Origin of the sequence: Streptomyces sp. NPDC013457 (assembly GCF_043089925.1) — a bacterium.
Classification (GTDB): Bacteria; Actinomycetota; Actinomycetes; order Streptomycetales; family Streptomycetaceae; genus Streptomyces.
In genome coordinates, this window is record NZ_JBICBL010000005.1 from 74,056 (window position 1) to 93,604 (window position 19,549).

Below are 19,549 nucleotides of genomic sequence, written 5' to 3' on the forward strand. Positions count from 1 at the left end.
GCGCCATTTGTACGACGAACAGCGCTTGATCGAGGAGGCTCGAGTGAATCTCGTAGTCAACGGAGACGCGGAGAGCGGGCCCGGCGGGTCCGCCGAGCCGGTCACCGGTGTGACCGGCTGGGAGGTGCGGGAAGGAGCGCCCGCGCTCATCGCGTACAGCCGGGGCAACGGCTACCCGGGGCCCGCGGACCCCGGGCCCGCCGCCCGTGGCACGCGGTTCTTCTCCGGCGGCAACAGCCCGCGCACCGCTCTCGTCCAGGACATCGTCCTGCCGCGGACGGGCACCACGGGGTGGCGGCACATCGACGCCGGGCGGGTGCGGTACACGCTCGCCGGCTGGCTGGGCGGGTACGCCACGCAGGAGGACGGCGCCCGGCTGTCCGTGGAGTTCCGCAACGCCCAGGGGACCCCGGTCGCCCTGTCCGTGCTCGGCCCGGTGACCGCGGGCGAGCGGCTCTCCCGTACCGCGCTCCTGGAGCGCACGGCGACCGCGCAGGTGCCGCGTACGGCGCGCTCCGCGCGGGTCCTGCTCGTCTTCACCCGCAGCGGCGGCGGGACGTCCAACGACGGCTACGCCGACTCCATATCGCTCACGCTGCACGCCACGGAGGGACGCAAGTGACCAGGCTCAACCGACGCGATCTGCTGAAGGCCGCCGGAGCCGCCGGTGCCCTGAACCTCGCCTGGCCGCTGGCCGCCGGGCTCTCGCCCGCGCAGGCCCTGGAAGCCGCCCAGGCGCTGGGCGCCGACTACGACCCGGCGCCCTTCACCCTCGGCGTCGCGTCCGGCGACCCGCAGCCCGACAGCGTCCTGCTGTGGACCCGGCTCGCCCCCGAGCCGCTGGCAGCCGAGCAGAAGCTGTCGGAGATCGTCGAGGTCCAGTGGGTCGTCGCCACCGACGCCCAGCTCAGGCGCATCGTGGCCGAGGGCACCGTGCCCGCCTCGGCGACGCTCGGCCACAGCGTGCACGTCCCGGTCTCCGGACTTCGGCCGAACACCCGCTACTGGTACGCCTTCAAGGCGCTGGGCCGGCGGAGCCGCATCGGCCGCACGAAGACCGCGCCCGTCGGCCGCGTCTCCTCGGTGCGCTTCGCCGCCGCCAACTGCCAGGCGTTCCACGACGGTTTCTACGCGGCCCACCGGGGCATCGCCCGCGAGAACGTCGACTTCGTCGTCCACCTCGGCGACTACATCTACGAGCACGGCCAGGTCGGCGGAGTCCCGGCCGACCACGTCCGCGACCACGAGGGCCCGGGGATCTTCACGGTCGCCGACTACCGCCGCCGGCACGCGCTCTACAAGGGCGACGCCTCCCTGCGCGAGGCTCACGCCGCGCACCCGTGGTTCCTGACGTGGGACGACCACGAGGTCGTCAACGACTACTCCGGTACGGGCGGGGGCGCGCCGTTCATGCAGCGGCGGGCGGCCGCGTACCAGGCCTGGTACGAGAACATGCCGCACCGCGAGGGGGGCGCCGGCGGCGCGACCGCGCTGCCGGACCCCGAGATCCACCGGGTGCGCCGCTGGGGCGACCTGCTGGAGCTGACCGTCCTCGACCTGCGGTCGTACCGCTCGGCGCAGAACCTCGCCGACGGCACGATCCTCGGTGCCGGGCAGAAGGGGTGGCTGAAGCGGAACATCGACCGGGCCCCGGACACCTGGCACGTCTGGGCCAACTCGATCATGCTGAGCCAGCTGCGGTCCCGTCCCGGCGGCTCGTACATGTTCACCGACCAGTGGGACGGCTTCCTCGCCGAGCGCAAGGAGGTCCTCGGCCATGTGCACAGCACCGGTATGGAAGACCTGGTCGTCATCACGGGCGACTGGCACTCGGCGTTCGTCGACGACATCCGGCCGGACTTCGACGACGTCTCGTCGCCGGTCATCGGTACGGAGTTCACGGCGCACTCGGTGACCTCGGGGGCGTACTCGGCGAGCTGGAACGCCACGAACGGCCCGGTCATGGGCGCGGGCAACCCGCACCTGAAGTACTTCGAGGGCAACCGCTACGGCTACGACGTCTACGAGGTCACGCCGGAGCGTTTCAGCGCCCACATGCGGGTGATCGACGACCGCCGTGACGCGGTCTCCCCCGTCTCGACGCTGACCACGTTCCATGTGGACCGCGGGACGGCGGGCTCGTACGAGGACCCGGCGACGAAGAACTCGCCGGCGCAGTACCGCAGGGACTGACCACGCGAAGACGCCCGTCCCGCCGGTCGTGACCGGCGGGACGGGCGTCCGCGCGTGCTCGCGGCTCCGGGTGATCAGCCCTGGCCGGTGAGGTCGATGGTCTTCGTCCGTTCGGCGGTCGTCTTGCCCAGCAGCGCGTCGCGCATGACGAAGGCGACGTCGTCGGCGGAGACCTGGTGCTGCTTGCCGTCGGCCTTGGTGATCATGATGCCGTCGAAGACGCCGTCGAGGAGCCGGTCGATCGCCTTCTTGTCGTAGACCTCGACCAGACGGCCGTTGACGGCCTTCATGGAGAGGATCTGCGGCAGCGACCGCGCCGGACCGAACTTGATCTCCTTGGGGCCCGCCTTGATCAGGATCACGTCGGACATGGCGGGCTTGGCGAACTCCTTCATGGCCCGATCCAGCTCCGCCTTGGTGATCGTGGGCTGGCGGGTGACGACCGGGAGTTCGACCGGCTTCGTCTGGCCGGTCTCGACCTGGGCGCGGAAGGCGTCCTTGACGAAGATCATCGAGCGGCCGACGTCCAGGCCCTTGCCCGGCTTGCCCTCCACGGCGGTGACCTTGCCCGGGGAGAACGTGATCGTGCCCTCGGTGGCCGAGCCGGAGGCACCGGCCACGTCGGAGAGGGCGACGGCCAGCTTCTCCTCGTCGACCGGCAGCTTCGGCTCGGCGACGCGCTCGCCGCCGAAGAGGGAGCCGATCACGGAGACGGGGTTGTAGTCGCTGCCCGCGGCGGCGCGGACGGTCTCCTGGCTGTCCAGGGTGAGGCCCGCCTTGTCGGGAGCGAGCTCGACGTTCTTGCCGCCCACGTTGAGCTTGAGCGGGGCGTGGGCGCGCTTGCCGAGGGCGGCCTCCAGCCTGTTGACCGCCTCCTCCTTCGTACCGCCGCCGATGTCGACGCCGAGGACGGTCGTGCCCTTGGGGACGTCGGAGTGGTTGAGGAGGAGTCCGGCGCCGTAGGCGACACCGGCCAGGCCGAAGACGCCGACACCGACGAGGACCAGCTTGGAGCGGCCCTTCTTCGCCGGGGCGGAACCGCGCCCCGAGGAGGAGGGCGCGGGGCGGGGCGCGGCCGGGGCCGGTGCGCCGCCGACGAACTCCGGCTCGGAGAAGCCGCGGTCGGGGAGCCTGGGCGTCAGGTCGGGGCCCGAGGGCACGACCGGGATACCGCTGGTGAGCGTGTCCCCGGAGACATGGCCGGCGGGGCCGGGGGGCGGGGTCACCGGACCGGGCTTCTGCGGCGTCAGGACCGCGGTGTCGTCGGACATCACCGGGGCGCCCGGGAAGGGGTCACCGCCCATGGGGGCGCCGCCCATCGGAGCGCCGCTCATCGGGGCACCGCCGGTGGGGCCGCCTCCGGCCGGTCGTCCGCCGGCCGGAGCGCCGCCGATCGGGCTGCTGCCCGTGACCGGGCCCGTGGTCGGGCCGGACGGCGCCTGCGGGCCGCCACCGGCGCCCTGGGCGTAGGGCGCCCCGCCGGGGCCGTACGCGGCCTCGTCCTGGGGCGGGGTCGCGAGGAACATGGGCGTACCGGACGCGGGGGTGGCCGAGATCGACGCGCCGCCGACGCGCGGGATGCCACCCGTCGCGGGACCGGCGAAACCGGCACCGCGGTTCGGGCCGGAGCCCGGGGCCGGAGGCCGTACACCCGCGGGAGGCGTACGCCCCGGACCGGAGGCACCGGGTCCGGACGGGCGGGGGCCGGGAGCGCCTGGGCCGGGGGCCGACTGGGACAGCTCGGACAGACCCGACTTTCCGGCCGGAGGGGACGGAGCGCCCGAAGCAGCCGGATCCGCGGGGCCGGCCGGAGCGCCGGGCGCCGCCTTGCGCGGGGCGAACCAGTCGCTGGTCGGCTTCTCCTCCGCCTGGGGCACCTCGGCCTCGGCGGGAGCGGGTGCGGGCGCGGGAGCCGGGGCGGGAGCCTTCGGCGCGGGCGCGGGCGCCTTCTCGGCGGCCGGGGCGCTCGCGGACTCCGAGGAGGCGTCACCGACCGGCTTGCGGACCACCACGGGCGGGATCGGCCGCGAGCCCGGGATGTTGATCCGGATCCGCGTGGTCAGCGTGGTCTCGGTCTTCGGCTCCTCCGGCAGCGGCGGAGCGGGGTGCGTGCCGGTGCTTCCGGACGTCTCGTCCGTTCCGTCCTGCGTGGGGTGGAGCGACGGATACTGACGGGATCCGTACGGCGGCGTGCCCGACGGGTACGCGGCTCCACCGCGCCCCTGGGCGCCGGAGGACGAACTATCAGTCTCTCGACCAGTTTCACGACTCAAAGCAGGATCTCCCGGTTGGCTCCACCGCCCGCTCTTGCTGGTGCTCGTGTACCCGGGCGGCTCGGCGGCGCGCACCACCATACTGGCCGTCGCCGAATCGCACCCGATCGCAGGGGATCCAGTACGGGGCATTCCGGCCGAAGTCGGGGCACTCCTTCACCGAAGCTCCCCCCAAGTCACCCTGGTCACACGGTCGGTCGAGGAATCCTCGCCACCGTGGCACACATCACAGCGATCGCCAGGCCTCCGAGAAGATAGATCATCTCCGAGACTCCGCCGCCGAAGAGCCCGTCGCCCTCCGGGCGTCCGACGCTGAGCAGCACGACGGCGACGAGCCAGCCGACCGCCGGGGCCAGGATGCCCAGCTGGGTGTCGGTGGCCCGCAGCCCGCCGTAGAAGACTCCGGCGGTGGCGAGCAGGGCGAGGAACAACCCGCCGGGGAACCAGGCGGGTTGGGCGATCGAGCCGGCCACGCCCACGAGGGCGCCGAGGACGAGGAACACGACGTACCAGACGATCCGGAGGTTCACGCGTCCTCACCCACACCCGCGAAGAGGTCGTTCTCGCGCACGCCGGCCGGTGCGCCGGGCGTACCCCGCACCAACTGGTAGTACTCCGTGGTGAGGATCGGCTGCCCCAGGTCGTTGGAGAGAGCGAAGAAGGGGCCTTCGACGGCGATTTGGGTGGCATGGGCCCGCATCGCGGCGGTTTTCCGGGCCGCCCAGGCGGTGTCGCCGTCGATCTCGGCGGTGATCAGGGACTCCTCGACGACACCCGGTACGTCGTCGATGTCCGCGATGCCGGGGAAGCCGGCGCCCTCGGCTCGGAGGCGGGCGAACGCGGCCTCGGCGACGGGGCGCGGGACCCGGTTCCAGTAGATCTTCGCGATCGCGTGGGCGGGGCCGAGGTCGGGGCGGTACGCGGCGTCCGCGGCCAGCTCGGCGGCGCGCATGGCGACGCGGTGGGCCTGGATGTGGTCGGGGTGTCCGTAGCCGCCGTCGGGGTCGTAGGTGACCAGGACCTGGGGGCGGGTCTCACGGATGATCTCGACGAGGTACGCGGCGGCGGTGTCGATGTCGGTGTTCCAGAAGGCGTTCGGGCGCCGGTTCTGCTCGACGCCCATCATTCCGGAGTCGCGGAAGCGGCCGGGGCCGCCGAGGAAGCGGTGGTCGGTGACGCCCAGCTCCTTCATCGCGTCGGCGAGCTCGCCGACGCGATGGGCGCCGAGCCGGTCCTCCCGGTCGGGTGCGAGGTGGGCGAGCGCGGGCGGGATGACCTCGCCCTCCTCGCCGAGTGTGCAGGTCACGAGCGTGACCTGGGCGCCCTCGGCCGCGTACCTGGCCATGGTGGCGCCGTTGTTGATCGACTCGTCGTCGGGGTGCGCGTGCACCAGGAGCAGACGACGGGCTGGGAGAACCGTCATGGCCCCACCCTACGAGGCGGGGCCGGGGACCGCCGGGCACCCCCGAGCACGCGGCTCAGAACTTGAGGCCGCCGATCATGCCCGCCACGTTGGTGGTGAGCGTGCTGATGGACGGGGCGATGGACGAACTCGCCAGGTAGAACCCCAGGAGCGCGCAGACCGCCGCATGTCCAGCCTTCAGCCCGGATTTCCGGATCAGCAGGAAGACGACGATCGCCAGCAGCACCACCGCCGAAATCGAGAGTGCCACGGCGGTTCACCTCCACACTTCTTCGGTCGGATATTCGGACGGTCAGTTCGGCGAGCATGTGCCAGATGTCAGGAGACCCCTACCCACCTAGCGCTACGGATCATAACTATGTGTGGCTCCGTATTGATGGTGTACGGAGGCACAGAGGGGGCGCACAGCGCTAGTTTCGGTCGCATGACCTCCACGCAACTGCCGTCGTCCCCCCTGTCGTTCCCCCGCCAGTACGCCCGGACCCAGCGCTTCACCCTGGGAGTTCCTCGCGCCTTCACGGTCTCCCCCGACGGTGAGAGGGTCGTGTTCGTCCGCTCGTCGTCCGGCACGGAACGCACCCACGCGCTGTGGGTGCTCGATCTCGCGAGCGGGGCCGGCGGCACGGCGGGGGACGCTCCGCGCGAGCGGCTCGCGGCGGACCCGGAGGCCCTGCTCGCGGGCGCGGCCGAGGAGTTGTCGGCGGAGGAGCGGGCGCGGCGGGAGCGGAGTCGTGAGGGCTCGGGCGGGATCGTGGCGTACGCGGTGGACGCGGCCGTGGAGTTGGCGGCGTTCGCGCTCTCCGGGCGGCTGTTCGCGGCGGAGCTGAGGGCGGGGACGGCCGGGGAACTCGCGGTGCCGGGGCCGGTGGTCGACCCGCGCCCCTCGCCGGACGGGCGGCACATCGCCTACGTGACCGGCGGCGCGCTGCGGGTGACGGGCGCGGACGGGGTGGGCGACCGGGCGCTAGTGGAGCCGGAGGACGCGCACACGACGTACGGGCTGGCGGAGTTCATCGCCGCCGAGGAGATGGGCCGGTACCGCGGCTTCTGGTGGTCGCCCCACTCGGACCGGCTCCTGGTGGCCCGCGCGCACGACCGGTCGGTGCGGCGGTGGTGGATCGCCGATCCCGCACACCCGGACCGGGAGCCGCAGGTGGTGCCGTATCCGGCGGCGGGGACGGAGAACGCGGAGGTCCGGCTCTATGTGGTGGACCTGGCGGGAGAGCGCACGGAGGTCGTGTGGGACCGCGAGCGGTACCCGTATCTGGCCCGGGTGCACTGGTCGGCGGACGGGGCTCCGCTGCTGCTCGTCCAGGCGCGCGACCAGCGCACGCAGCTGCACCTGGCGGTGGACGTGGCGAGCGGGGCGACACGGACCGTGCACGCGGACGAGGACCCGGTGTGGCTCGAGCTGCTGCCGGGGGCGCCGGCGTGGGCTCCGGACGGGCGGCTCGTGCGGATCGCCGACGAGGGCGGGGCGCGGGTCCTGGCGGTCGGGGACCGGGCGCTCACCGGTGGGGCGCTCCACCTGCGCGCGGTCCTGGACGTCGGCGATGACGACGTCCTGGTCTCGGCGTCGGCCGGTGAGGAGCGGGCGGAGCCGGAGACCGGGGAGATCCATGTGTACCGGGTGAACGAGCGGGGCGTGGAGCGGGTCTCGGAGGGTGTCGGGGTGCACTCGGCGGTGCGCTGCGGCACGGTGACGGTGCTGGTCTCCGCGCGGCCGGACGCGCCGGGGAGTGTGGCGCGGGTGCTGCGGGACGGCGCCCAGGTCGCCGTGATCGCCTCGTACGCGGAGACGCCGGCGCTCTCCGCGGGCGTGCGGCTCGTGGAGGGGGGCGCACGACGGATTCCGTGCGCCGTCCTGCTCCCCTCCGGCTACACGGAAGGGGACGGGCCGCTTCCCGTACTGATGGATCCGTACGGCGGTCCGCACGGTCAGCGGGTGGTGGCCGCCCACAATCCGCATCTGACGTCACAGTGGTTCGCCGACCAGGGGTTCGCCGTGATCGTGGCGGACGGGCGGGGTGCGCCGGGCCGGTCGCCCGGCTGGGAGAAGTCGATCAAGAACGATCTGACGCCGACCCTGGACGACCAGGTCGAGGCGCTGCACGGGCTCGCGAAGGACTTCCCGCTCGACCTGGGGCGGGTGGCGATCCGTGGCTGGTCGTACGGCGGCTACCTCGCCGCGCTCGGGGTGCTGCGGCGGCCGGACGTCTTCCACGCGGCGATCGCGGGGGCGCCGGTGACGGACTTCCGGCTGTACGACACCCACTACACCGAGCGCTATCTCGGGACGCCGCAGGAGGCTCCGGAGGTGTACGCGGCGAACTCGCTGGTGACCGACGACGGGCTGTCGGCGCCGGAGGAGCCGGTCCGGCCGATGATGATCATCCATGGTCTCGCGGACGACAACGTCGTGGTGGCCCATACGCTCCGGCTCTCCTCGGCACTGCTGGCGGCGGGCCGTCCCCATGAGGTGCTGCCGCTGACGGGCGTGACCCATATGACGCCGCAGGAGCAGGTGGCGGAGAACATGCTGCTCCTCCAAGTGGAGTTCCTGAAGCGGACGCTCGGCCTGAACCCGTAGCTCACCAGCCGGGAGGGCGGGGGTGCGGCGGGGCGGGCGGCAGCGCGGCCACCGGGCGGCCGTGTGCGGAGCGGGGTGCGCCGCGCAGGGAGAGCAGGACGAGGACGGCGGCGCCGGCGAGGAGCCCGTAGCCCGAGGTGGCGAGGGTGAGCCGGCCCTCGTCGTCGAGCGCGGCGAGCCGCTCGGCCCGGTCGGTCCGTGACGCGAGGGCGACGGCGGAGAGCCCGCAGCCCGTCATGAGCAGCCCGGCGAGCAGGCCGAGGGGGCGGGCGTGCGAGGAGCGGGCGAAGGCCGTGGCGGCGGCCGTCAGGAACAGGACTGAGAGGGTCAGGTTCAGCCAGGCCGGGGGGACCGCGAGGGCGGGCAGCAGGAGCGAGCGGCCGCCGGTGAACCGGTCGACGGTCGCCTCGACCGGGAGCGCGGCCGCCCGGTGCACCTCCCAGGCTGCCCAGGCGAGCCCGGCGACGGTGCAGAGGACCCCGGCGGCGACGGCGGGCCGGGTGCGGGGCCGGCCCGGCAGCTCGCGGCGGGTCTCGGCGGGGCGGCGGCCGGCGACGGCGGTGACGACGAGTCCGGTGGCGAGGGCGAGCGTGACCAGGGTCGTGACGAGGGCGTCGACACCGGTGGCCCAGAGGCCGGGGAGCCGCAGCGTGAGGGTGACGGCCCCGGTGACGGCGAGGGCGGGCGCGGCGAGGGAGGAGCGCAGGGAGGCGACGGCGGTGGCGGCGTACGCGGCGAGCAGCAGCGGGTCGACCAGCGAGGTGGCGGCCCGCCGGCGTAACGGGAACGCCTCCTCCCCTGCCCAGTACCAGGCCAGCCGGGCGGGAGAGCCGAAGGCCGCGAGGTCCCGCAGGACCCAGACGACGATGACGAGTGCGAGCGCACCGCACAGCGCGGCGCCGGTGAGACGTGCCGGTCGTGTCACTGTCACGACGCCGATACTCACCGCTACCACGCGCCGAAACAAGCGGTTCCGCATATTCACCGGGCAAGACACGAACACTGGGTGGCCGACCGGGCGTCTGGTGATCCCGGTCGGCCTACGGCACCCGCACGGCCGTACGCTCGTGAGCATCCCGCGTTCGTATATCGGATCCAAGTCGCCCGCGTTGCCCCGGCGTTAACCCTCGCTACGGCGTCTCGTCGTCCTCCGAGGGGACCACGTGCTTCTCCTCCGCGAAGTGGCACGCGGAGTCGTGCTTCGCCGGGGTGTCCGCCAGCCGGAAGACCGCCGGGACCGCCAGTTCCGGGACCTCCAGCTCGCAGCGCTGCTGCGCCTTCCAGCACCGGGTGCGGAACCGGCAGCCCGAGGGGATGTTGGCCGGCGAGGGCACGTCCCCGGTGAGGATGATGCGCTCGCGGTGCTCCCGGGCGTCGGGGTCGGGCACCGGGACCGCGGAGAGCAGCGCCTGGGTGTACGGGTGCGTGGGGTGGTCGTAGATCTGCGCGTCCGAGCCGATCTCGACGATCCGGCCGAGGTACATGACGCCGACCCGGTCCGAGATGTGACGGACGATCGACAGGTCGTGCGCGATGAAGACGTAGCTCAGCGAGAACTCGTCCTGGAGCTTCGCCAGGAGGTTCACCACCTGCGCCTGCACGGAGACGTCGAGAGCCGAGACAGGCTCGTCCGCGACGATGATCTCCGGCTGGAGCGCGAGCCCGCGGGCGATGCCGATGCGCTGGCGCTGGCCGCCGGAGAACTGGTGCGGATAGCGGTTGATGTACTCCGGGTTGAGCCCGACCACGTCCAGCAGGTCCTGGACCTTGCGCCGCCGGTCCCCCTTCGGGGCGACCTCGGGGTGGATCTCGTACGGCTCTCCGATGATGTCGCCGACCGTCATGCGCGGGTTGAGCGAGGTGTACGGGTCCTGGAAGACCATCTGGATGTTGCGGCGGACGGCGCGCAGGGCCTTGGCGGAGAGCTTGGTGATGTCGTCGCCCTTGTAGCGGATCGACCCCGAGGTCGGGCGCTCCAGGTTGACGAGCATCTTGGCCACGGTCGACTTGCCGCAGCCGGACTCGCCGACGATGCCGAGGGTCTCCCCCGCCCTGAGGTCGAAGTCGACGCCGTCGACGGCCTTGACCGCACCGACCTGCTTCTTGAAGAGGACGCCCTGGGTCAGCGGGTAGTGCTTGTGCAGGTCCCGGACTTCGAGGATCGACTCAGCCACGGAGGGCCTCCTGCCAGAAGTGGCACGCGCTGCGGCGTTCCTCCGACACTTCGTACAACGGCGGCTCGTCCGTACGGCACACGTCCCTGGCCAGCGGGCAGCGCGGGTTGAAGGCGCAGCCGGGCGGGATGGCGAGCAGGTTCGGCGGCAGGCCCTTGATCGCGTACAGCTCCTGGCCCTTCTGGTCCAGGCGCGGGATCGAGTCGAGCAGGCCCCGGGTGTAGGGGTGGGCGGGCGCCTTGTAGATCTCGTGGACGGGGGCGGTCTCGACGATCCGGCCCGCGTACATGACGGCGATCCGGTCGGCGACGTCGGCGACGACGCCGAGGTCGTGGGTGATCAGGATGAGTCCCATGTTGAGCTCGCGCTGGAGCTCGGCGAGCAGGTCCATGACCTGGGCCTGGACGGTGACGTCGAGGGCGGTGGTGGGCTCGTCGGCGATGATCAGGTCGGGTTCGAGGGAGAGCGCCATCGCGATCATGATGCGCTGGCGCATGCCTCCCGAGAACTGGTGCGGGTACTGCCCCACCCGTTCCTTGGCCGCCGGGATGCGGACCCGGTCCATCAGCTCGACCGCCTTGGCCCGGGAGTCCTTGCGGGACATCCCCTGGTGGACCTGGAACATCTCGCCGAGCTGGTCGCCGACGCTGATGACGGGGTTGAGGGAGGACAGCGCGTCCTGGAAGATCATCGCCATCTTCGCGCCGCGGACCTTGCGCCGCTCCTCCTCCTTGAGCTTCAGCAGGTCCTGGCCCTGGAAGAGGATCTCGCCGCCGGTGATCTTCCCCGGCGGGATGTCGAGGATGCCCATGACGGCCTGCGCGGTCACGGACTTGCCGGAGCCGGACTCGCCGAGCACGGCCAGCGTCTCGCCCGCGTCGACCGAGTAGCTGACCCCGTTGACCGCCTTCGCCACTCCGTCCCGGGTGTGGAACTCCACGTGCAGATCGCTCACTTCGAGCAGCATGGGCGGCTACCTCAGCTTCGGGTCGAGGGCGTCGCGCACCGCGTCGCCGAGCATGATGAACGCGAGCACGGTGATGGCGAGCGCGCCCGCCGGCCAGAGCAGCATGTGCGGGGCGTTGCGGATGTACTGCGAGGCCGAGGAGATGTCGATGCCCCAGGAGACGGTCGGCGGCTTCAGGCCGACGCCCAGGTAGGACAGGGTCGCTTCGAGCGAGATGTACGTACCGAGGGCGATGGTCGCCACGACGATGACCGGCGCGACGGCGTTCGGGGTGATGTGGCGCAGCAGAATGCGGGAGTTGGAGGCGCCGAGCGCGCGGGCCGCCTGCACGTAGTCGTTCTGCTTGGCGGTGATGACCGAGCCGCGGGCGATGCGGGAGATCTGCGGCCAGCCGAGGAGCACCATGAAGCCGATGACGGGCCAGATGGTGTTGCTGGTGACGACCGACAGCAGGACGAGTCCGCCGAGGACGACCGGGATGGCGAAGAAGACGTCGGTGATCCGGGAGAGGAAGGCGTCCGAGCCGCCGCCGAAGAAGCCGGCGATGCCGCCGAGGAGCGAGCCGAGGACCGCGACGCCGAGGGTGGCGAGGACGCCGACGCTGACGGAGGTCCGGGCGCCGTAGACCGTACGGGTGTAGACGTCGCAGCCCTGGCCGTTGAAGCCGAAGGGGTGGCCGGGCTGGGAGCCCTCCTGGGCCTTGGAGAGGTCGCACTGGAGGGGGTCGCCGCTGGCGATCAGGGACGGCCAGATGGAGATGATCACCAGGAAGATGATGATCAGGCCCGAGACGATGAAGACCGGGTTGCGGCGCAGGTCGTGCCAGGCGTCGGACCACAGGGAGCGGGGCTTGCCCGCGGGGCCGGTGCCGAGGGGGCCGCCGGGGGTCTTCTCCAGCGACTCGCCCTCCTCCATGGCGAGGTCCGTCGCGCCGCCCGCCCCCGTGTGGTCGATGGCGCGCCCGTCGTCGAACGGCTCATGCGGCGTAAGAGGCTCAGGCATAGCGGATCCTCGGGTCAAGGACGGCGTACAGGAGGTCGACGATCAGGTTGGCCACCAGGAAGACGAGGACGAGGACGGTCACGAAGCCGACGACGGTCTGGGTGCTCTGGCGGACGATGCCCTGGTAGAGCTGGTAGCCGACGCCGTGGATGTTGAAGATCCGCTCGGTGACGATGGCGCCGCCCATCAGCGCGCCGATGTCGGCGCCGATGAAGGTGACCACCGGGATGAGCGAGTTGCGCAGCAGGTGCCGGGAGATGACCCGGCGGCGCGGGAGGCCCTTGGCGACGGCGGTGCGGACGTAGTCGGCGCGCTTGTTCTCGGCGATCGAGGTCCGGGTGAGCCGGGTGACGTAGGCGAGGGAGACGGAGGCGAGGACGAGGCCGGGGACGATCAGCTCGTTGAAGGGGGCCTCGGGCGAGACGGCCGGCTTGATCCAGCCCCACTCCACGCCGAGCAGCAGCTGGAGCAGCAGGCCGGTGACGAAGGTCGGGATCGAGATCACGACGAGGGTGAGCAGCAGCACCGTGGTGTCGACCGGGCGGCCTCGCTTCAGGCCCGTCAGGACGCCGAGGCTGATGCCGATGACGATCTCGAAGAGGATCGCGACGATGGTGAGCCGGATGGTGACGGGGAAGGCGCTGGCCATCAGCTCGGTCACCGGCTGGCCGTTGAAGGCCGTACCGAAGTCGCCGGTGAAGAGGTTGCCCATGTACGTCAGGTATTGCTGCCACACCGGCTTGTCGAGGCCGAACTCCTTCTCCAGCTGGGCGGCGGTCGCCGGGTCGCAGGCGCGGTCGCCGCAGAGGCCGGCGATGGGGTCGCCCATCACGTTCACCATCAGGAAGATCAGCAGGGTGGCGCCGATGAAGACCGGGATCATCTGCAGCAGACGCCGGATCACATAACGACCCATGAGGGGCTCCGGGGGTGTGAGGACGTCGTACGGCCCGGCGCGCGGAGGGACGCGGGGCCGGGCCGTACGCCGACGAGCTGCGTCAGTTGACCTTGATCTGGTCGTAGACGGGGACGCTGAAGGGGTTCAGCAGCACGTTGGAGACCCGCTCGGAGTAGCCCGCGCTGCCGTTCTGGTACCAGAGCGGGATCGCGCCCATGTCGTCGCGCAGGACCTCCTCGGCGCTCTGGAAGGTCTCGACGGCCTTGGTGATGTCGGACTCGGCGTTGGCCTGGTCGACGAGCTTGTCGAACTCCGGGTCGGTGTACTTCCCGTCGTTGGACGAGGCGTTGGTGTAGTACAGCGGCTGCAGGAAGTTCTGGATGAGCGGGTAGTCCATCTGCCAGCCGGCGCGGAACGGGCCCTTCATCTTCTGTGTGCTGACCTGGCTGCGGAAGTCGGCGAAGGTGCCGACGGGGTTGCCGACGCAGGCCCGGTTGTTGCCGAGGGCGTTGTTGATGGAGTTGCAGACGGCGTCCACCCACTCCTTGTGGGAGCCGGTGTCGGCGTTGTACGTGATGGTCATGGTGCCGCCGGGGATGCCGCCGCCCTCGGCGACCAGCTTCTTCGCCTCTTCGGCGTTGTACTGGCAGAAGTCGCCGCAGATGTCCTTGAAGCCGCCGTCCTCGCCGAGGACCGGGGAGGTCCAGTCGACGGCCGGGGTGCGGGTCTTCTGGAAGATCTGGTCGGTGATCTGCTCGCGGTTGATCGCCATGGAGAGCCCCTGTCGGAGCTTCTCCTGCCCCGGCTTGTTCCACGCCGGGTCGTAGAACGGGAAGCCGAGGGTCTGGATGATGCCGGCCGGCACGTTGATGTACCGGTCGCCGAGGTCCGCCTGGACGTTCTTGAGCTGGGAGGCGGGCACGTCGTCGACGAGGTCGAGGTTGCCGGCCGTCAGGTCCGTGTAGGCGGTGTTGTTGTCGGTGTAGACCTTGAGGGTCACGCCGCCGTTCTGCGCCTTGTCCTGGCCGGGGTAGTCGTCCCACCGCTGGAGCTCCATCTGCGAGCCCTTGGTGTACGAGGAGACCGTGTACGGGCCGTTGCCGACGGGCTTGTCGAGCCAGGCCGCGTGGTCGGTGAAGAAGGACTGCGGCAGCGGGGCGAAGGCGGCGTAGCCGAGGGTGTCCGGCCAGGTGGAGAACTTCTGGGTGAGCTTGACGGTGAACGTCTTGGGGTCGACCACCTTGAGGCCGGACATGGTCTCGGCGGTCGGCTCGCCCGACTCGGGGTGGACCTTGTCGTAGCCCTCGATCTGGCCGAAGAAGAACGCGTTCTTCTGGTTGTTCTTCAGGGAGGCGCCGTAGTTCCACGCGTCCACGAAGGACTGCGCGGTGACCTGCTCCCCGTTGGAGAAGGTCCAGCCGTCCTTGAGGGTGATGGTGAAGTTCGTCGAGTCGGTCGTCTCGATGTTCTCGGCGAGCATGTTCTTGGCCTCGCCGGTCTTCGGGTCGTACTGCTTGAGCCCGCGGAAGATCATGGACAGGACCTTGCCGCCCTGGACCTCGTTGGTGTTGGCGGGCTCCAGCGGGTTCTGCGGGTCCCCCCAGGACGAGCTCACGATGCCGTCGGCGCCACCGCCTCCGCCGTCGCCTCCGCCGCCGCAGGCCGTCACCGTGAGGGCGACGGCGGCGGCCAGTGCGGTCCACTTGGCGTGCGTGGCTCCACGCATCAGGTGCCTCCCGAGGATCTCTGGTCACTACCAAGAGCCCCAATATCACCCCACTGGGGGCGGTATGCACCTTTACGACACCCGTAAGAAGAAACGCGTGAGGCGCCCGGCCGAATCGGCCGGGCGCCTCACGCGTCGAACTCGGTCATCCGGCGTGGACGACGTCCTTCTCCTCGGCGAAGTGACACGCCGACTCGTGCGCGGCCGGGGTGTCCTCGCCCTGGAAGCGCTCGGGGATCGCCAGCAGCGGGACCTCCGTGGAGCACTTCTCCTGCGCCTTCCAGCACCGGGTGCGGAAGCGGCAGCCCGACGGCGGGTTGGCCGGCGAGGGGACGTCACCCGTGAGGATGATCCGCTCGCGGCCCTCGCGGGCCTCCGGGTCCGGAACCGGGACCGCCGACAGCAGCGCCTGGGTGTAGGGGTGCGTCGGGTGGTCGTAGATCTGCGTGTCCGTACCGATCTCGGCCATCTTGCCGAGGTACATGACGCCGACCCGGTCCGAGATGTGCCGGACGATCGACAGGTCGTGCGCGATGAAGACGTAGGAGAGGTTGAACTCGTCCTGCAGCTTCTCCATCAGGTTGATGACCTGCGCCTGGACGGAGACGTCCAGCGCCGAGACCGGCTCGTCGCAGATGATGATCTCCGGGTTGAGCGCGAGGCCGCGGGCGATGCCGATGCGCTGGCGCTGACCGCCGGAGAACTGGTGCGGGTAGCGGTTGATGTACTCGGGGTTCAGACCGACCACATCGAGCAGCTCCTGCACCTTGCGGCGCCGGTCACCCTTCGGGGCCACCTCGGGGTGGATGTCGAAGGGCTCACCGATGATGTCGCCGACCGTCATCCGCGGGTTCAGCGAGGTGTACGGGTCCTGGAACACCATCTGGATGTTCCGGCGGACGGCCTTAAGGGCGCGGCCGGACAGCTGGGTGATGTCCTGGCCCTTGTAGAAGACCTCGCCCGCGGTCGCCCGCTCCAGGTTCATCAGGAGCTTGGCGACGGTGGACTTGCCACAGCCGGACTCGCCGACGATGCCGAGGGTCTCGCCCTGGTAGAGGTCGAAGGAGACCCCGTCCACGGCCTTGACCGCGCCGACCTGGCGCTTGAACAGGATGCCCTGGGTCAGCGGGAAGTGCTTGACCAGGTTGCGCACCTGCAGGATCGGCTCACCGCGCTCGACCGGCGCCTCGATGGCGGCTACGGCCTCCGCCTCGCTCGCGGCGTCGACCGTGTGCACCTCGGTGACGTTCGGAGTCGCGTCCGCGGCCTCGTCCTTCTTGCTGAGCTCAGCCATGGATCGTCTCCTTCCAGAAGTGGCAGGCGCTGCCGCGGCCCGGCAGCTCCGTGCCGTCCCGCTCGGTGACCGGCACGAGCGCCGGGATCTCCGTACGGCAGACGTCGTCCGCCTTGGGGCAGCGCGGGTTGAAGGCGCAGCCCGACGGGATCTTGAGCAGGTTGGGCGGCAGACCCTTGATCGCGTACAGCTCCTGGCCCTTCTGGTCCAGGCGCGGGATCGAGTCGAGCAGACCCTTGGTGTACGGGTGGGCCGGGCGCGCGTAGATCTCGTGCACCGGCGACTGCTCGACGATCCGGCCCGCGTACATCACGGCGATCTTGTCCGCGACGTCGGCGACGACGCCGAGGTCGTGGGTGATCAGGATCAGACCCATGTTGAGCTCGCGCTGGAGCTCGGCGAGCAGGTCCATGACCTGGGCCTGGACGGTCACGTCGAGCGCCGTGGTGGGCTCGTCCGCGATGATCAGGTCGGGCTCGAGGGCGAGCGCCATCGCGATCATGATGCGCTGGCGCATACCGCCGGAGAACTGGTGCGGGTAGTCGTTGACCCGCGCCGCGGCGGCCGGGATCTTCACCCGGTCCATGAGCTCGATCGCCTTGACCTTGGCCTCCTTCTTGGAGAGGCCCTGGTGCACCCGGAACATCTCGCCGAGCTGGTAGCCGACGCTGAGCACGGGGTTGAGCGAGGACAGCGCGTCCTGGAAGATCATCGCGATCTTGCTGCCGCGCAGCTTGCGGTGCTCGTCCTCGGACATCTTGAGCATGTCCTGGCCGCGGAAGAGGATCTCTCCCTTGGTCACGAACCCCGGCGGGGTGTCGAGGATGCCCATGATGGCCTGCGCGGTCACGGACTTGCCGGAACCGGACTCGCCGAGGACGGCGAGGGTCTCGCCGGCGTTCACGGAGTACGAGACGCCGTTCACGGCCTTGGCGACACCCTCACGGGTGCGGAACTCCACGTGGAGGTCGCGTACGTCGAGCAGCGGACCGTCGTGGGTCGCGCCGTCGCGCGGCGCGGGGACGCTCGCGGTTTTGTCGATGGTGGTCACTGCGTTCGTCCTTACTCTCAGCGCAGCTTCGGGTCGAAGGCGTCACGGACCGCGTCGCCGAGCATGATGAAGGCGAGCACCGTGATGGTGAGCATTCCGGACGGGAACAGCAGCGGGTGCAGCCCCTGGGAGATGCGCTGCTGCGCCTCGGAGATCATCACGCCCCAGGAGATGGCCGGGGGCCTGATGCCGATACCGAGGAAGCTCAGCGTCGCTTCCGCGCCGATGACGACACCGAGGGAGATCGTGGCGACCACGATCACCGGGGTGACGGAGTTCGGCATGACGTGACGGAACATCAGCCGCCAGGTGGAGGCACCCAGCGAACGGGCCGCGGCGACGTAGTCCGCCTGCTTCACCTGCATGACCGCGCCGCGCATGACGCGCGCCATGGACATCCAGCCGACGACGGAGAGCGTGATGACCACGGCCATCACACCGGCGTTGCGCATGCCCTTCTCGTCACGGAAGTTGTTCAGGATGACGATCGCGGCGAGCAGCAGCGGCAGTCCGAAGAAGACGTTGGTGACGAACGAGAGGAGGGCGTCCGTCCACTTGCCGAAGAAACCGCCGAGGACACCGACGAGTCCGCCGATGAGCAGCGAGAAGATCGTCGTCAGCACACCCACGATCACCGAGTTGCGGGTGCCGTAGATGGTCTGCGAATAGACGTCGCAGCCCTGGAAGTTGTAGCCGAACCACGCATCGCCGCTGGGGCCGGCCATCGAGTTCTTCAGGTCGCAGTCGAGCGGCTCGACGCTGGTGAAGAGGCCCGGGAAGGCGGCGATGGTCAGGATGGCGAGGATGAGGAACGCCGAGACGAGGAACATCGGCCGGCGTATCAGGTCCCGGAACGCGTCCTGGGCGAGACTGCGCGCCTTGTCCTGCTTGGCGGAGGCCGGACCGGGCACGACAGTGCCGGCGACGCTCTCGGTGTAGGCCTCTTCGGGCGTCTTGAGCGGGTTACTCATAGCGAATCCTCGGGTCAAGCACGGCGTACAGCAGGTCGACGATCAGCGCGGTGAACAGATAGACGAGCACCAGCAGGCTGACGAATCCGACGACCGCCGGCCCGTCCTCCACGTTGAGCGATTGGAAGAGCTGATAGCCCACACCGGGAATGTTGAAGATGCCCTCGGTGACGATGGCACCGCCCATGAGGGAGCCGAGGTCGGCGCCCAGGTAGGTGACCACCGGGATCAGCGAGTTGCGCAGCACGTGGATGCCGATCACTCGGCTCTTCGGAAGGCCCTTGGCCTTCGCGGTCCTGATGTAGTCGGCGCGGAGGTTCTCCGCGACCGAGGCGCGTGCGAGTCGTGCGATGTACGCGAGCGAGACCGAGCCGAGCACCAGACCCGGCAGCAGGTAACTGCTGAATCCGTCGTCCGTTCCGGAGACGGGGAACAGGCCCCATTCCACGCCCAGGAAGGTCTGGCCGACGTTGCCGAGCACGAAGATCGGGATGGCGATGACGGTCAGGGTGGAGACCAGCACCAGGTTGTCGATGAAGCTGCCGCGGCGCATGCCCGCGAGCACACCGGCGACGACACCGACGACGAGCTCGAAGGCGAAGGCCACACCGGCGACCTTCAGCGTCTCCGGCCAGGCCTCGGCAAGCAGCTCGGCGATGGGCCGGCCCTGCGCGATGGACTCACCGAAGTCGCCCTGGAGCAGCCCCTTGAAGTAGTACCAGTACTGCATCCACCACGGCTCGTCGAGGTGGTACTGAGCGGTGAGCGTCGCTCTGATGTTGTCGGGTACGGGCTTCTCGCCGTACAGGTTCTGGATGGGGTCGCCACCCATCTGCGTGACGAGCACGTAGACGATCAAGGTGGTGCCGATGAAGACGGGCACCATCTGAAGGATTCGTCGAATGACGAACCGGCCCATGGATCCTCCTCGCGAGAAGCGGCGGGGGCCGGTGTTGCCGGCCCCCGCCGCCGTTCTCGACTATTCGT

At 70.5% G+C, this 19,549-nt stretch carries 17 protein-coding genes; 3 read left to right on the forward strand and 14 right to left on the reverse strand.

Annotation, left to right across the window (positions count from 1 at the left end; translation table 11 throughout):
* The first annotated feature begins 43 nt into the window (after positions 1 to 43).
* Positions 44 to 622: a phosphoesterase gene (locus ACF1G2_RS14850; RefSeq protein WP_391798642.1), complete on the forward strand. Its 579-nt coding sequence runs from the start codon at positions 44 to 46 to the stop codon at positions 620 to 622.
* Positions 619 to 2,193, forward strand: coding sequence for an alkaline phosphatase D family protein (locus ACF1G2_RS14855; protein ID WP_391798643.1), 1,575 nt, complete (start codon positions 619 to 621; stop codon positions 2,191 to 2,193). The genes ACF1G2_RS14850 and ACF1G2_RS14855 overlap by 4 nt, the downstream gene beginning before the upstream one ends.
* A 74-nt stretch (positions 2,194 to 2,267) precedes the next feature.
* Here the strand turns inward: ACF1G2_RS14855 and ACF1G2_RS14860 are convergent, their stop codons facing one another.
* The 4 genes from ACF1G2_RS14860 to ACF1G2_RS14875 all read right to left on the reverse strand — a co-directional run bounded on the left by ACF1G2_RS14860 (position 2,268) and on the right by ACF1G2_RS14875 (position 6,139).
* Positions 2,268 to 4,466 (reverse strand): hypothetical protein, encoded by a 2,199-nt coding sequence (locus tag ACF1G2_RS14860; RefSeq protein ID WP_391798644.1) that lies wholly within the window; start codon positions 4,464 to 4,466, stop codon positions 2,268 to 2,270.
* 185 nt (positions 4,467 to 4,651) lie between these two features.
* Positions 4,652 to 4,996 (reverse strand): DUF6113 family protein, encoded by a 345-nt coding sequence (locus tag ACF1G2_RS14865; protein ID WP_391798645.1) that lies wholly within the window; start codon positions 4,994 to 4,996, stop codon positions 4,652 to 4,654.
* On the reverse strand, positions 4,993 to 5,889 hold the full coding sequence (gene mshB, locus ACF1G2_RS14870) for an N-acetyl-1-D-myo-inositol-2-amino-2-deoxy-alpha-D-glucopyranoside deacetylase (protein ID WP_391798646.1): 897 nt from the start codon (positions 5,887 to 5,889) through the stop codon (positions 4,993 to 4,995). The genes ACF1G2_RS14865 and mshB overlap by 4 nt, the downstream gene beginning before the upstream one ends.
* Positions 5,890 to 5,944: 55 nt before the next feature.
* Positions 5,945 to 6,139 carry a hypothetical protein gene (locus ACF1G2_RS14875; protein WP_137993529.1) on the reverse strand — a complete coding sequence of 65 codons (195 nt, stop codon included), beginning with the start codon at positions 6,137 to 6,139 and terminating at the stop codon, positions 5,945 to 5,947.
* Positions 6,140 to 6,313: 174 nt separating this feature from the next.
* Here ACF1G2_RS14875 and ACF1G2_RS14880 point away from each other — a divergent pair, with 174 nt between their 5' ends.
* Entirely contained in the window at positions 6,314 to 8,479 is a 2,166-nt protein-coding gene (locus ACF1G2_RS14880; protein WP_391798647.1) for a prolyl oligopeptidase family serine peptidase, read from the forward strand.
* A gap of 1 nt (position 8,480) precedes the next feature.
* On the opposite strand, the gene ACF1G2_RS14885 is transcribed toward ACF1G2_RS14880, so the two are convergent.
* The 10 genes from ACF1G2_RS14885 to ACF1G2_RS14930 form a co-directional block, all read right to left on the reverse strand.
* A complete protein-coding gene (locus ACF1G2_RS14885) occupies positions 8,481 to 9,410 on the reverse strand; it encodes a hypothetical protein (protein ID WP_391798648.1) in 930 nt (309 codons plus the stop codon).
* A gap of 199 nt (positions 9,411 to 9,609) precedes the next feature.
* Positions 9,610 to 10,653, reverse strand: coding sequence for an ABC transporter ATP-binding protein (locus ACF1G2_RS14890; RefSeq protein WP_391798649.1), 1,044 nt, complete (start codon positions 10,651 to 10,653; stop codon positions 9,610 to 9,612).
* Positions 10,646 to 11,620, reverse strand: coding sequence for an ABC transporter ATP-binding protein (locus ACF1G2_RS14895; protein WP_352191202.1), 975 nt, complete (start codon positions 11,618 to 11,620; stop codon positions 10,646 to 10,648). The genes ACF1G2_RS14890 and ACF1G2_RS14895 overlap by 8 nt, the downstream gene beginning before the upstream one ends.
* A 6-nt stretch (positions 11,621 to 11,626) precedes the next feature.
* Positions 11,627 to 12,622 (reverse strand): ABC transporter permease, encoded by a 996-nt coding sequence (locus ACF1G2_RS14900; protein ID WP_391798650.1) that lies wholly within the window; start codon positions 12,620 to 12,622, stop codon positions 11,627 to 11,629.
* Positions 12,615 to 13,538 carry an ABC transporter permease gene (locus ACF1G2_RS14905; RefSeq protein WP_352191204.1) on the reverse strand — a complete coding sequence of 308 codons (924 nt, stop codon included), beginning with the start codon at positions 13,536 to 13,538 and terminating at the stop codon, positions 12,615 to 12,617. The genes ACF1G2_RS14900 and ACF1G2_RS14905 overlap by 8 nt, the downstream gene beginning before the upstream one ends.
* A gap of 82 nt (positions 13,539 to 13,620) precedes the next feature.
* Positions 13,621 to 15,246: an ABC transporter substrate-binding protein gene (locus ACF1G2_RS14910; protein WP_391798651.1), complete on the reverse strand. Its 1,626-nt coding sequence runs from the start codon at positions 15,244 to 15,246 to the stop codon at positions 13,621 to 13,623.
* 145 nt (positions 15,247 to 15,391) lie between these two features.
* Positions 15,392 to 16,540 (reverse strand): ABC transporter ATP-binding protein, encoded by a 1,149-nt coding sequence (locus tag ACF1G2_RS14915; RefSeq protein ID WP_391798652.1) that lies wholly within the window; start codon positions 16,538 to 16,540, stop codon positions 15,392 to 15,394.
* The gene (locus ACF1G2_RS14920) at positions 16,533 to 17,591 is read right to left on the reverse strand and encodes an ABC transporter ATP-binding protein (protein ID WP_391798653.1); all 1,059 of its coding nucleotides are present in this window, start codon (positions 17,589 to 17,591) and stop codon (positions 16,533 to 16,535) included. The genes ACF1G2_RS14915 and ACF1G2_RS14920 overlap by 8 nt, the downstream gene beginning before the upstream one ends.
* Positions 17,592 to 17,608: 17 nt before the next feature.
* Positions 17,609 to 18,562, reverse strand: coding sequence for an ABC transporter permease (locus tag ACF1G2_RS14925; protein WP_391798654.1), 954 nt, complete (start codon positions 18,560 to 18,562; stop codon positions 17,609 to 17,611).
* Positions 18,555 to 19,481 carry an ABC transporter permease gene (locus tag ACF1G2_RS14930; protein WP_391798655.1) on the reverse strand — a complete coding sequence of 309 codons (927 nt, stop codon included), beginning with the start codon at positions 19,479 to 19,481 and terminating at the stop codon, positions 18,555 to 18,557. The genes ACF1G2_RS14925 and ACF1G2_RS14930 overlap by 8 nt, the downstream gene beginning before the upstream one ends.
* Positions 19,482 to 19,549: the final 68 nt, after the last annotated feature.